This is a genomic window from Pseudoalteromonas sp. SR41-4 (assembly GCF_014163985.1).
GTDB classification, from domain to species: domain Bacteria; phylum Pseudomonadota; class Gammaproteobacteria; order Enterobacterales; family Alteromonadaceae; genus Pseudoalteromonas; species Pseudoalteromonas rhizosphaerae.
On record NZ_JACJEI010000009.1, the window covers coordinates 126,547 to 141,063 of the forward strand.

General features: G+C 39.2%; 10 protein-coding genes. 5 read left to right on the forward strand and 5 right to left on the reverse strand.

Features of this window, described 5'->3' with window-relative positions; translation table 11 throughout:
* Window positions 1-26: 26 nt before the first annotated feature.
* Both H5180_RS09795 and H5180_RS09800 read right to left on the reverse strand, forming a co-directional pair.
* Window positions 27-1,664, reverse strand: coding sequence for a methyl-accepting chemotaxis protein (locus H5180_RS09795; RefSeq protein WP_182734626.1), 1,638 nt, complete (start codon window positions 1,662-1,664; stop codon window positions 27-29).
* A gap of 177 nt (window positions 1,665-1,841) precedes the next feature.
* The gene (locus H5180_RS09800) at window positions 1,842-4,067 is read right to left on the reverse strand and encodes a S9 family peptidase (protein ID WP_145241162.1); all 2,226 of its coding nucleotides are present in this window, start codon (window positions 4,065-4,067) and stop codon (window positions 1,842-1,844) included.
* 116 nt (window positions 4,068-4,183) lie between these two features.
* Here H5180_RS09800 and H5180_RS09805 point away from each other — a divergent pair, with 116 nt between their 5' ends.
* A complete protein-coding gene (locus H5180_RS09805; protein WP_145241160.1) occupies window positions 4,184-4,579 on the forward strand; it encodes an HIT domain-containing protein in 396 nt (131 codons plus the stop codon).
* A gap of 135 nt (window positions 4,580-4,714) precedes the next feature.
* Window positions 4,715-5,458: an ABC transporter substrate-binding protein gene (locus H5180_RS09810; protein ID WP_182758158.1), complete on the forward strand. Its 744-nt coding sequence runs from the start codon at window positions 4,715-4,717 to the stop codon at window positions 5,456-5,458.
* A 67-nt stretch (window positions 5,459-5,525) separates the two neighbouring features.
* Here H5180_RS09810 and H5180_RS09815 read toward each other — a convergent pair whose 3' ends face one another.
* Entirely contained in the window at window positions 5,526-7,226 is a 1,701-nt protein-coding gene (locus tag H5180_RS09815) for a dipeptidyl-peptidase 3 family protein (RefSeq protein ID WP_145241155.1), read from the reverse strand.
* Between the two features lie 283 nt (window positions 7,227-7,509).
* On the opposite strand from H5180_RS09815, the gene H5180_RS09820 reads away from it, so the two are divergent.
* Window positions 7,510-8,349, forward strand: coding sequence for an HDOD domain-containing protein (locus H5180_RS09820; RefSeq protein WP_145241153.1), 840 nt, complete (start codon window positions 7,510-7,512; stop codon window positions 8,347-8,349).
* Between the two features lie 66 nt (window positions 8,350-8,415).
* Here the strand turns inward: H5180_RS09820 and rdgC are convergent, their stop codons facing one another.
* Together rdgC and H5180_RS09830 are read right to left on the reverse strand one after the other, a co-directional pair.
* A complete protein-coding gene (gene rdgC, locus H5180_RS09825; RefSeq protein WP_182758159.1) occupies window positions 8,416-9,327 on the reverse strand; it encodes a recombination-associated protein RdgC in 912 nt (303 codons plus the stop codon).
* A 121-nt stretch (window positions 9,328-9,448) separates the two neighbouring features.
* On the reverse strand, window positions 9,449-11,212 hold the full coding sequence (locus tag H5180_RS09830) for a HAMP domain-containing sensor histidine kinase (RefSeq protein ID WP_145241149.1): 1,764 nt from the start codon (window positions 11,210-11,212) through the stop codon (window positions 9,449-9,451).
* A gap of 283 nt (window positions 11,213-11,495) precedes the next feature.
* Here H5180_RS09830 and H5180_RS09835 point away from each other — a divergent pair, with 283 nt between their 5' ends.
* Both H5180_RS09835 and thrA read left to right on the forward strand, forming a co-directional pair.
* On the forward strand, window positions 11,496-11,861 hold the full coding sequence (locus tag H5180_RS09835; protein WP_182731831.1) for a response regulator: 366 nt from the start codon (window positions 11,496-11,498) through the stop codon (window positions 11,859-11,861).
* A gap of 230 nt (window positions 11,862-12,091) precedes the next feature.
* On the forward strand, window positions 12,092-14,509 hold the full coding sequence (thrA, locus tag H5180_RS09840; protein ID WP_145241147.1) for a bifunctional aspartate kinase/homoserine dehydrogenase I: 2,418 nt from the start codon (window positions 12,092-12,094) through the stop codon (window positions 14,507-14,509).
* Window positions 14,510-14,517: the final 8 nt, after the last annotated feature.

The window sequence follows — 14,517 nt, forward strand, 5'->3', positions numbered from 1 at the left end:
GCTTTTTTGTAATTTGTTTTTGTTAATTAATCTAATTTAAAGCGATTAACCACATCAGTTAGCTGTTGGCTACTGTGTTTAAGATTATCGCTTGCACCAGAAAGTTGTGATGTATTGGCCAGAGACTGTTCGGTTGATTGCGATAGTTCATTAATTCGCAAATTGACTTCATCCGCAGCACTTGATTGTTGCTCAGTCGCACGGGCTATTTGACCATTCATATCGGTGATCACCGACACCAGACGTTCAATTTCAGTTAATGAGGTATTGGCAGAGCCAGCTTGTTGTACTGTGCTGGTGGATAATTGTTGGCTAGCTGTCACCGCCTCTACAGCCGCCTGTGCGCCTTTTTGTAATTTGGCTATCATTGCCTGAATTTCGTCTGTGCTCTTGCCTGTGCGACTTGCAAGAGTGCGTACTTCATCAGCTACAACGGCAAACCCTCGGCCTTGTTCGCCAGCACGTGCCGCTTCGATTGCAGCATTGAGTGCCAGTAAATTGGTTTGCTCCGCAATACCGCGGATCACGTCTAGTACCGATCCTATATTATTACTTTCTTGAGCTAAATCAGCGGTAACTTGACTCACAGTTTCAATGTTTTTGGACAGTGTTTCTATGGATTGAATTGTTTTAGCAACGACTTCTTTACCTTCAGATGCATTCACCGCGGCTTGGTTAGCGGCTTGTTCAGCCGCTTCGGCATTGCGACTTACATCATGAATTTGGTGGGTCATTTGCTCCATTGCTGCAGCGACTTGCGTTGAGCTATCGTTTTGCAGTTCAATAAAAGAATGATTGGTTTTACTCGCATCATCCACTGTTTGGGCATGCTGGTTAACATCATTGGCATTATTTGCCACTTGTTTAAGTGACTCACGCATTTTGGTAGTAAATAAATTAAAGTGGCGAGATAATCGTGATACCTCATCATTACCATTTTCATCTAAGGTTTGGGTTAAATCCCCTTCACCTTGAGAGATACTTTTCATCATATTTGCAGCAAGCCGAGTTGGCAGTAAAATACTTCTGGCGATTAAGTAACTTAAACTAATTAACAGCAAAATAATCACTGCGGCATTGAGAATAACTAAATTCCGTAAGCTGGCAAAAGCGTTATCAATAGTATCAATATAAACACCTGAACCGACTATCCATTGCCACGGGGTAAAACCTTTCACATAGGCTATTTTATCAACTGGTTGATCTTTACCTGGTTTAGGCCATTTGTAAGGGATAAAACCTTCACCACTTTGCTTAACTATTTTAACCATTTCAACAAATAACGGTACGCCATCTGGGTCTTTACTGTTGCTGAGTGATTTACCGTTTAATTCTGGTTTAAAAGGATGCATAACCATGGCTGGCTGAAAATTATTGATCCAGAAGTAATTGTCATTGTCATAGCGAATACTAGCTATTGTAGCTAGAGCACCTTGTTGGGCTTGTTGCTCGGTGAGTTCGCCGCTTTGTTGTAATGAATGATAATGGGTAATAACGCTATAAGCAGCTTCAACCAGATTTTTAGTTTTCGTATATTGGCCTGCTTTGAGTGAACCATATTGCTGAGTTAAACTAGTAATACTTAAAAAAAGTAAACCAACAACGACCAAACTTACCAAAATAGCTAAGCGCTGAAAAATAGTAAAACGGCGTAGGTACGACATAAAAAATCCTTTAGAAGTGCTCGCAGAAGGCGCGCATATATTAAGCGTAGTAAATATTACTTTAAAATCTAGTTAACAGTCCCTTGTTTTGGTCTAAAGTTTTTAAATAAATAGGATTATCATTAAGTCAAAAAAAAGGCTGATTTTTCAATCAGCCGTTATGCGGTCATTACTGATTTACTCTACATCAAAATGACGATTAAAGAAGTTAGTGATTGTTTGATGCAAGTGAGTTTGCACTTGTTTACCCCGTAAGCTGTGCTTGGAACCAGGATAAGTCATCATTTCAAATTGCTTTTCGTTATCTTGCAATTGTTTAAATAACTTAGTGGCATGGGTAAACAATACGTTATCGTCGGCCATACCATGGTAGATCATTAATGGCCCTTTCAAGCCATCTGCGTATGGAAATACCGCACTGTCTGCATAGCCTTTGGCATTTGTATCAGGATGTCCTAAATAACGCTCGGTATAGTGAGTATCATACAGTGCCCAATCAGTCACTGGCGCTCCAGATACGCCTGCTTGAAAATAATCACCAGCTTTAAACATGGTCATTAATGCCATATAGCCACCGTAACTGTGACCATAAATACCAATACGTTGTGGGTCAACATAATCAAGCGTACGTAAAAATTCGACGCCTTTTATTTGATCAGCCACTTCAACCACACCTAAATGTTTGTAAATGGCATCTTCAAACTTTTTACCACGATTATACGAACCACGGTTATCTAATTGGAACACTACATAACCTTGCTGTGCCATATATTGGAAATATAAGTTTTTGCTGCGCCAACTATTGGTTACGCGTTGTGCGTGCGGGCCGCCATAGACATTGACAAGAACAGGGTGTTTTTTACCATCATTTACCGTTGCAGGTTTAAATAAACGATAGTGCATCACTTGACCATCATCAGCAGTCAAAGTGCCATATTCAGGCTCAGCTAGATCAGCAAGATAAGGGGTAAGAGGATGGTTTTCATCAAGTTTATTTTGTTCTAACCAAGTAACAAATTCACCGTTTACTTTACGCAGTGCAGCTGAGTTTGGCTTGTTGACCGATGAACTGTTATCAATAAAAGTTTTACTGTCTTTTGCCATTACCACATTGTGATAAGCACCTTGCTCAGTGATACGTTTAATATCTCCCTTTTTAAACAGTGGAACACTGTATAGCTGGCTTTCCAAAGGCGTGTCTTTGCGTCCGGCAAAGTAGACAATGCCTTTTTTCTCATCAATACCTTTTAAGCTATCAACCACCCAGTCACCATCGGTGATCTGACGCACTAACTTACCATTGGTACGATATAGATATAAATGCTTAAAGCCATTGCGCTCAGAGGCCCAAACAAAATGTTTTTTGTCTTTCAAAAACTGTAGATCAAAATGTAAGTTGATCCAGGTATCACTAGTTTCTGTTAAGGCGACTTTTTGCTCTGTTGTTTCGCTGTTATAAAAGCGCAATTCTAAGTTGTGCTGTGAGCGGTTTTGCCACTGATATGATAGGGTTTTGTCATCTTCTAACCATTTTGCACGGGCAATGTAAATGTCTTCGTCTTTACCTAAATCAACCCAATCAGTTTTTTGATTATCGAGCTTAACCACACCAAGTTGAATTTTTACATTATTAGTGCCGGTAAATGGGTAGCGTTGGTTAAACAGTTTCACTTCATCAGCGTAAATTTCATTGCGGATAGCTTCTTTAACTGGGCTTTCGTCAATGCGAGTGAAGGCTATTTTTGATTCATCACCAGACCACCAATAACCTGTCATTCGGCCCATTTCTTCTTGCGCGACAAACTCCGCCATGGCGTTTTTGATCACACCGCCGCCATCTTTACTCAGCTGAATTTCTTTACCTGATTTAAGATTTAGCGCATAAAGATTTTGTTCACGGACAAACGAGACAAAGTTTCCTTTTGGTGAAAAGCGTGCGTCGGTTTCAAATGCCTCAGTATCGGTCAGTTTACGGCTTTTTCCTGCTCCTAGCTCGTAATAATAGAGGTCACCATTAAGTGGAAATAACAAGGCTTTACCGTCTTTAGACCATTTGTATTCTAAAATACCTTTACCAAAAATACGTTGGCGCTCACGGCGTGCTTTTTCTTCGTCTGAGAGGTTTTCGGGGCCTGAAAAAAGTTTGGCAGAGTCGACTAAAATACGATTTTTGTTATCTTTTAAATTATATTCCCATAAATCATAACGGTTGTAATCGTCGCTTTTACCTTGCAGGTAGGTAACTCGGCTACCGTCTGGTGAAAACTTAAGCTGTACAGGTGCTTTACCCGCTAAACTTGGATCATCAAAAATACGTTCTAAAGTAAGAGGCTTAGCTTGCACTGTGATGGCTGTTGCCACCAAAGGTAGCAAGTATGAGAGGTGTTTAATTTTTTTTAACACGTGTTTACCTTCGCTCGAATAAAAACTGCAACGATGGTAAAGCCAAGCGTGGGCAACTGCAACTAAATGCTATAAAGTAGCGAAAATGTAATGCACTTAATTTGTAAGGAATAAAAATGACCGTTGAATTCTCTTTAGCCCCAGAACTTGCACGTGATTGTATTGAACTGGCCGATTGGCCATTATGCAAAGTGTTACTTATGAATGATAGTCAATACCCGTGGTTTATTTTAGTGCCTCGTAAAGCGAATTTAAAAGAGAGCATTGATCTAAGCGAGTCTGAACAGCTATTGCTAATGCAAGAGTCAGCGAAGTTAAGTCGGCTCCTCAAGGAGGTACTTAACCCAGATAAACTTAATGTCGCAGCGCTTGGTAACATGGTTCCACAGTTACATATTCATCATATTGCCCGCTATAAAACCGATGTCGCATGGCCTGCGCCAGTATGGGGGAAGTATCCCGCCGTGCCTTACAGTGAAGAGCAATTGGCACGTTTAAAAACACATTTTTAATCGTGGTTGAGTGTTTATATAACAGAATTTTATCATGGAATTATGACTTTTAGTTGGGTGAAAATAGACTATGCTTAGGGTCACTAAGTCGTGGCTGTTTATTACATTCAGTATATAAGGATTGCAAACTAACGGATGAAAGCTTTTGTATTGTTTACCTTGTTAATTGTATTTTCGCATCACAGTGCAGCAAATACATTTTACTTTGTTGGTACCACCTTTCCGTCGGTACTTGAAAAAAATGAACAAGGTCAAATAGAAGGCTTAGGCGCCGACATCGCAGGTGAGATTTGCCTGCGTTTAGGTTGCCAAATTAAAATTGATATTTTGCCATTTAAACGGGCGCTAAAAATGATTGAACTTGGCAAAGCTGATGCATTTATAGGCCCTTATAAGTCGGCTATTAGAGAGCAATATATGGTTTATAGTGAGGCTGCTTTCTATCAAGATCCGCTGGTTTTTTATGTCAAAAATAGTAATGAATTCCAGTGGCATAATAATTTAGAGACATTAAAAGAGTTATCGGTAGGATTAACAAGAGGTTGGAACTATGGTGACGATTTTGAGCAATATAAAAGTCAGTTGGAGGTTTCTGAAGTGGGTACTGTAGAAGCCAGTTTTTTGCAATTAATTCATGACCGTGTCGATATTATAGTGACTCATCCAAGAGCCGCACAGCCCGTTATTAAGCAGTTAAGTTTAGCTAATCAAGTTAAACAGTTACAACCGGCATTAATTGTTAATAAAGGCTATTTTGGTTTTTCAAAAAAACGTAATTTAAATGAGTTTATTACCTTATTCGATAAAGAATTAAATAATATGATTGCTAATGGTGAAGTAAAAAAAATGAGTGAAAAATATGGTTTAGCATTCCCGTAATAGCAATATTGAATTAAAAAAGGCGTTTTAGGTGAGCCCCTAAAACGCCTTTTTAGTATTAATTATATTATTCTAAACCTAACTCTTTCTTACCTTGTTTAAATGTGACATCTACAGGGATATTAGCTTGGCTTAGTTTTTCTAAATCTTTAGCAAGTTCCACTTTGATATCACCATGTGTGGCAATCAGTTGATCAACTTTCTCATAATCACCATCACCTTGTAAGGTTAAGATCAAACCAGATAGCTTGGCCATTGCTTGGCCCATTTTTTCCATATTTACGCTGTAAAGGCCTTGCTCATTTTTAGAGAATGCACCTTCTTCTGCGAAAAAGTTAAAGCGGATCATATTTGCTTTACCATGGGCACTTGATGCGCCAAAACGCACTGAGCGGAAAATACCGGCCATAAAAGTGATGTAATAATCTTCAAGTGTTCCCTCTGTGATCTCACCTTTTTTGAGTAACTGCTCAACCATGTACAAGCCTAAGATATCGGCTTTGCCTTCTTCTAAAGCACTGGCATGTTCTTGTAAAGACTGACGAACAGTGCCTTTACCTGTGATAGTATTTTTTATCCCTAAACCATGAGCGACTTCATGGAACATGGTATTGGCAAAAAATGCATCGAAAGTAATGTGTTTACGTTGCTCAGGAACAATTAACTGCTCAGCGATTGGCACCAATATTTTATCAAACTTAGCGCGCATAGCATTTTTCAGTTGTAAACGGCGAGTGCCTTTTTCAAGTTGTACTTGTTCGTCATTTGGTAAGTTAATAGCAATAGTTTTACTGCCAGCATTAGAATGGCCTGCGTAGTAAACAACATCATATGCATTTAAGTCCGCATCAGAGCCTGGCACTTCTTGTTTGTATTTGCCATCAACAGGGAGGCCTTTTTGTAGCTCTGGTAAAAATGCTGCAAATTTAGCAAGGCGCTCTGACCATGCTAAATCTTTCACTAATACATACGATTCGAAGGCTGCGCGAGAGCCGAACAATTGATCTTCATAGGTTTCGATTGGACCAATAACGATATCGATGGGGTTGTTCTTCATGTCCATCCAAGCAAAGTCTGATGCTTGATAATCATCGTTTTGTAGTGCATCTGCACGTAAATTCAGGTAACTAGCAAACTCTTTATCATCGGCAAGCTTGCTCGCCTCACGTAATAAGTTAGCCGCTTTTTCAAGGGCTTGAGCATATTCAACCGAATAGGCAACGCTATATAGCTTGCCTTGCTCATCTCGCTTAATGACTGAATACAGGCCATTTTTATCTGCTACGTCAGCCTTGTTTAGCTCTTCTTTAGTGATATCGGCTGGATAAAATTGAGCTCCGGCTGTTTTATCTTCATAGCCTGACAAAAAGACTTGATCGCCATTTAATCTATCCCATGGTCCATAGTTAATATCGGCAAATTTTTGTACTTTAGGATCATTGATTTTGGCTAAAAATGCCGCTTTATCTTCACCAAATGCTTGGCGCCAGAATAGATCATCCATAATTTTAGACGCATCAATAAGTTTTGCTATTAACGCTTTTTGGTTGTCGCTTAAATGTGATAAATCAGTCGTTAAACTAAAATCGGTATAGATATCAAGGCGACTAGTGTCAGCGTTAACAAGTTGTGGGCCGCTATCTTGTACTTGCTTAATTGAGGCTGCTGCGTCAGTTGACGCTTTAGGTGCGCTGGCTTGGTCTGAACATGCACTAAGAAAAACGGCACCGGTGAGAATAAGTGCTTGGCTAATTTTATTGAGAGTCATTATATTGCCTGTTAAAAAGTAAGTTTAATTATAGATACCCTTGAGAGGGTATTTCGCTTCCTTGTTATGCCAGCATTAAAGCAAATCTTATGCGTAAATAGCAAGTTTCCTGTGTTGTGATGGTCTTAGCGAAGGGATATAAAGTGTAGTAGAAAAATAAACTAATATAATTTCTGTAATTTTCTTAACTTTAGCGGTAACTTAGACAATACTGTATTTATAAAAAATAAACATTCCATGGTTTGGGTGTATTAACAAATCAATACAAAAGGATGGCACATTTATGTCAACAGAAAACGCACTACTGACCATTTTGGTTGATCGTATAAATAATGACACGTTAGTTTTACCCACCTTGCCTGAGGTTGCGGTTCGTGTACGTCAAGCTGCCGATAATCCAGATGTAAACTTAGCGCAAATGGCTGATGTGATCTCTCATGATCCGGCATTAGCAGCACGGATGATAAAAGTCGCAAATAGTGCTTTTATGGGGCGAACAGTTAAAGTTTCTAATATAAATCAAGCGGTAACGCGTATTGGTCTGCGTCAAATCAAAAATATCGCAACAGCAATGGCGATGGAGCAACTGTTTGTTTCAAATAATGAGCTGATCAAAGGTTACATGGATAAGGCATGGCAGAAGACCTTAAAAGTAGCATGTCACTCAATTACTGTGATGGAGTTTTTCCTTAAGAAAAACAAGCAGACCTCATTGAATCGTGACACCATTACACTGGCATCACTAGTTTATAATATTGGTGTATTGCCTATTTTGACTGAAGCGGAACGTCACCCGGAAGTATTTGCCAATCCAAGCTTTTTAGCGCATGCGATTCAAAAGCTTAGCGGTAAAGTAGGGGGAGCCATCATGCGTGCTTGGGAGTTTACTGATGAATTTGTTGAAGTAGCAGAAAGCTGGGCCAATCCTAACTATCGCCCAGAGCATATTAGCTATGTTGATTTCATTCGTATTGGCGCGATTATGGAAGGTATTTTACAAGTTTCAGATAAGTCTGCAGCATTACAAACTTATATTGATAAAGGTGTGATCCCATCACTTGATATCTTCTCAAGTGATGAATATAACGATATGCTCGATGATGTGAAATCGGTATTTAGTTAAGTTAATTCGTCAGTTAAAAAAAGCGCCAATAGGGCGCTTTTTTAGTATTTAAAACTTAGTCAAAATTTAGGCTAAATCTTCCACGTCACCTAAACCAGCCGTAAGTTCTTCTAGCATTAGTTTAATTTCTTCAGAGGCGAGAATAAAGTCAGCATCAAGTTTGACCAACATATCTTCTTTAGGGATGTCGGCGTTTTCTTCTTTTAATGTTTCAGAGTAGCTTAAGCGCTTAATAGAGCCATCATTTTGCAGCATGAACTTCAGGCGCTCTTGCCAATCTAGTGCAAGTTTTGTTACTCGCTTACCGCTTTCAAGGTGCGATTTAACTTCATCACAGGCTAAATCATGGCCTTTAAGCTTAACTTGAGCACCGCTATCGTCTGCTTCTTCAAGCTCTGCGTCAGAGCCAATAGCAAAGCCCTCAGGTGTACTGAAGTTAGTTAACCAGTCCGTTAAAAACACATCTAAGTCATAGTTTGCAAATGCAGGAACTACCGGCAATGTACCTAGTGATTTGCGAAGTAGTGCTAGTAACTCTTCTGCTTTATTAAAGCTACCACTGTTGACGATTACCCAGCCATTTTCTTGGTCAATAAAGGCAAACTGTAAACTCGACTTTTTAAAGGCTTGCGGTAATAAGCTATGGAGGATATTTTCTTTGAGCTCGTCTTTTTCTTTTTTCTTAACAGGGCGATTTTCTTCTGCTTCGATAAGTTCTATTTTTTCAGCAACCATATCGTTGATAACGGATGCAGGAAGTACTTTTTCTTCACGTTTAGCACAAACCAAAATACTCTTTTGCGAGAAATGGGAAAGGGTATCACCATGTTTACCAAAGGCTTTGGTCCAGCCAAATGTACTTAAATCTTGACTACCGCAAGGGCGAAATAAATCTTGCTCTAAGGCTTTCTCAAAGTCTTCTTGGGTGTACGACACGTCTTGCTTAAAGCGGTAACAAATAAGGTTACTAAACCACATAGGGAGATTGATCCATTCGGTAAATTTACCCAATCATAACAATAAAAAGCTGATGCGCAAATGACTGATTGGCCAAACGTTTAGCAATTAAGCAAAGTGTTAGGCAAACAGTCTCGGCGCATTAGTTATTAAATATAGACAAAGGTTTTGGCATGTCTTTAGGGAAACTAATATGATAATGCAAGCCGTTCCCCGGTGAGCTTGTCGCATCGATTTCGCCGCTCAAGGTTTGCTTGACCAAATTGAAAGTAATGTGTGTGCCCAGACCACTGCCGCCTTGATCGCGTTTAGTCGTAAAAAACGGATCAAACAGTTTTTCAAGTTGCTGTTCGGTAACGCCATTGCCATTATCTTTAAAGTCGATAATCACTTGGTCATCTTCATCTTTAATAGCAATGTCTATAATGCCATTGCTGACACCATCGAATCCGTGGATCAATGAATTCATAATCAAATTGGTAAAAATTTGACTGATAGCACCAGCAGGTAGATTTAAGGTTAAATCTACCGGGCAATCTAAATTAATATGATGACTGGTATTTTTTATCTTAGGGTGTAATGAGCGAATAATTTCACCTAGATATTCTTTTAGGTTGATAGTGCGCACAGCTTCACTGGCTTGATCAACCGCAATTTGCTTAAAGCTGGCAACCAGCTCTGAAGCACGGTCTAGGTTAGTGGTTAATAGGCTAGTACTTTGTTTGGCATCATTAATAAACTCCTCAAGTGCTTTAGGCGAGAGTGTTTTCTCTTTGTAAGCGTTTTCAATTTGTATTAAACGCTCTTGCAAAAAGGATGTGGCAGTAACCCCTATACCGACCGGGGTATTGATATCGTGGGTAATACCGGCAACTAAACCACCCAAAGCGGCCATTTTTTCTGAGCTGACTAAACGCTCTTGCGCCATATTGAGTTCATCAACATAACGTTGCATTTCAGTTTGTTTAGTTAGTAGCTCTTGCTCAGTATGGCGACGCAAATCAACTTCTTCGGTGAGCGTTAGTTTTTGTTTTTCCAACTCGTATTTTTGTTGCTGTAAATCCATCATAGCTTGACTTAAATTTGATGTTTTACGTGCCACTTCTTGTTCAAGTTGTAGATTTTGCTGATCGAGCTTTTCGTTACTTATTATCAATGCTTTTTGAGTTTGTTCAAGCTCTTTGCGGTATTGCACAACTTTATCGATCAACTTATTGAATGATTGTTCCATTACTTTTAATTCGTTGTGCTCAGTTGTTTCAATTTCGATATGTTGACCTTCGAGGTCATCTAATTGAAGATCTTCAATTTGCTCTGTTAGTTGTGCTAGAGGTTCAGTGAGTAGTTTTCTAAATGCCATTAAGAATAAGATGATTAAAAATGTAGTTTTGATCATCGCATTGCCAATTAAAAAATAAATTGAGATCATAATGCGACTAAATACCACTTCTCGGCTCGAAAATAGCGTGACATCACCAACTTGGGTGGCGCGGCCAGAAAATTCAAAGATCAATGGAAAGGTATAACCGAATAAGCCAGATGGAGTATCTTCGATAATCGCTTCTTCTTGTACTAATTGTTGGCTATATAGCTCGCGAATATCGAGTGAGCGACCTAATTGTGAGATTATCTCGCCGCTATCATCACGTACAATAATACCTTCAATCATTGGAATTGCTAATAAGCCTTCTGCTGTGGTGATGGTTTGTTTAGTGTTTAGCTCCCAAATAGCACGGGTTAAACTACGACTAAATGTTTTTTGTAAGGTCGTCAGTTCGTCACGTATATAATCTTTCGTGTTTACATATTCTGCAATAACTTGCCCGCACGTGACTACAAAAGTTAATAAAAAGTAGACGGATAACACGCTGGTAAGTAGCTTTTTTGATAGGCTTTTTTGTAGCATCGGTGGCCTATAGCTCCTTTATTTTTTTTACAAAGCTTAATTAATACCCTAGCAACGAGTACACTCAGTATTAAAGTTAGCTAATAAATGTTTAAAAATAAATAAAATAATCTTATTTAACAGTACAAACATTGTTAATTTTTCTTTTTTTAGCAAAAACTTAAGCTTATCGCTGTTAAATTTTTGTGTTATAAAATCACAACATTACTACAACATCGTTATTTATTGAGTGATAAGTTGTCTGCTCAGTAATCTATTATCCGTATTTTTAGTTGTCTATATTATGAATTTTTCCGTACTGGTGTGTGATGATTCAACAGTAGCACGCAAACAAGTTATACGCTGTTTAAATGAGTGTATCTCAGCAGATATTATGCAAGCAAAAAATGGCCGTGAAGCGTTAGAGTTAATGCATATACATAACTTCGATTTACTGTGTCTTGACTTAACTATGCCCGAAGTTGATGGAGTACAAGTTCTTGAAGGTATTAAAGCACAAAAAATTGAATGCTTTGTGCTGGTAATTTCGGCAGATATTCAACTTGAAATGAAACAACGCGTCGCTAAGTTGGGAGCTATAGCCTTCGTTGATAAGCCGATAGATAAAACAAGATTAAATGAAATACTGCATAAATTTGGCATTCATTAGATTTCTTTATAATCAAAAGGCATAATTTATCTTTTTATTTGGGGTTGACAGAATAGCCCTGTTTAAGGCAGTCTAAGGGCTATGAAAACAAATAATCACGCATTGACCATTATTATTACAACCACCATTCTTACTGGATAGTGGCATAGGTCGGTGCAACAAATTTAAAGGCCTGTGTTCACAACGAACACAGGCCTTTTTTCGTTTTATGGGATGAGGAAACATAAAAAATGCGAGTATTAAAATTTGGTGGGTCGTCACTTGCTGACTTTGCCTGCCTACAACAGGTAGCACAGTTAGTTAAAGCACAATTAAAAGACGAAATGTTATTGGTGCTATCGGCTCCAGGTGGCATGACCGATTCATTGGTTGCACTGGCAAGCGCTGCTGAACAAGGACTTGATTATGATACACAGTGGCACGCATTAATTGAGCGTTGCCAAAGCTTAAAAGCAGCCGTTGAAGCTGAATATGGTAGTGTTCAAAACTGGCCTGATTTAAACGAACTGCAAAATAAGCTAGCGGGTGTCAAACTCATCCAATGTTGTCCAGATCAAGTGCGTGCTTATGTTATTAGTTTTGGTGAGCGCATCAGTGTATCACTGATGCAGTGTCTATTAAGCTCACATAACGCCCACTACCTCGAAGCAACCGATTGTATTGCATCAACTAATGGTCATATTGATGCAGAAGCTGATCTAGTGGCGAGTAAAATTCGTTTTCAAACGGCTTTAAAAGCTAATCCTGCGACTATTTATATTATGCCTGGCTTTACAGCTAGCAACGAACAAGGCCAGCTAACTACACTGGGACGTAATGGCTCAGATTATTCAGCCGCAATTGCCGCAGCGTGTTTAGAAGCTGAAGTATGTCAAATTTGGACTGACGTTGATGGTGTGTACAGTGCTGATCCGCGTTATATCAAAAAAGCCACTAAAGTTGATTTTTTATCATATAAAGAAGCTATGGAGCTTTCTTACTTTGGTGCCAAAGTTCTCCATCCTAAAACAATTCTACCGTGCGCTAAAGCTGGCGTGCCGTGTGAAATTAAAAATACCCATAATCCGGATGCACAAGGATCACTGATCAGTAATGATAATGTGTCATCGGAGCCGGTAAAAGCGTTATCTAGTTTACAAAATCTTGCGATGCTAACGGTTTCAGGCCCCGGCATGAAAGGTAAAGTAGGCATGGCATCAAAAGTTTTTAATGCCCTTGCTCACGATAATGTTTCGATTGTACTGATCACTCAATCGTCATGTGAATTTAGTATCAGCTTCTGTGTCCATGAATCAGATTTGCCATTGGCTCTTGAGGCATTGCAAACTGCGTTTGAGCTTGAATCACAGGCGGGACTAATTGAACCTGTACAAGTGCAGCGTAATTTAGCAATCGTTACTTTAGTGGGTGATAATATGCGCGCTCATAAAGGCTTAGCTGCTAAATTTTTCGCATCACTTGCCCAAGCACAAGTTAACATTGTCGCTATTGCCCAGGATTCAACTGAAAGTGCAATTTCAGCAGTGATTGACGGCGAGCTGTGTAATGATGCTGTAAAAGTGTGTCACGAAAACTTCTTCACTCATATCCCATCAATTGATGTATTTTTATTAGGCTGTGGTTTAGTTGGCCAAGAACTTATTAAGCAGTTAGAGCGTCAGCAAGCATGGCTTGAAAAACGTAATATCAAACTAAACTTGTATGGTGTTGCTAATTCACGTCAATTACATCTTGATAGCGAAGGAATTGCTTTTGACGATTGGCAGCAAAAGTTGGCAGCATCAGAACAACCGTTTGACCTCAAACTGGTTGAACAATTTGTTAGGCAAAATCATTTAATCAATCCAGTGCTGGTTGATTGTACGTCTTCAGATGCTTTAGCGGCTCAGTATGTAGACTTTTTGAATGCCGGTTTCCACGTTGTGGCTGCAAATAAAAAAGCCAATACAAGTTCATATGCTTATTACCAAGATTTAATTACAGCAACGCAAAAAAATAATCGTAAGTTTTTATACGAAACAAATGTCGGTGCAGGTCTTCCAGTAATCGATAACTTACAGTCACTGTTTGGTGCTGGCGATGAGTTACTTGAATTTAGCGGAATTTTATCCGGTTCATTGTCATATATGTTTGGCGCATTGCAAGATGGTTTATCACTGTCTGAGGCAACCATTAAAGCAAAAGAGAGTGGTTTTACTGAGCCAGATCCACGTGATGATTTATCGGGCACTGATGTCGCGCGTAAGTTATTAATTATTGCCCGCGAAGCAGGTATGAAATTAGAGTTGAGCGATATCGAAGTTGAATCAGTGCTTCCTTTGGGTTTTGCCCAAGGTGATAACGTTGACGAATTTATGGCTAAATTGCCAAGTTTAGATGCTGCGTTTAATGACCGTATTCAAAGTGCTGCAAGTGAAGGCAAAGTGTTGCGTTATGTTGGTACTATCAAACAAGGCCACTGCAAAGTAGGTATTGAAGCGGTAGATGAAAAGCATGCTCTGGCTGTTATTCGTGACGGCGAAAATGCCTTAGCAATTTTGAGTGCATACTATCAACCACGTCCATTTGTTATTCGTGGTTATGGTGCCGGCTCAGCAGTGACTGCGGCCGGGGTATTTGCTGACATTTTAAAAACGTTATCGCGCTAGGAGAGTAT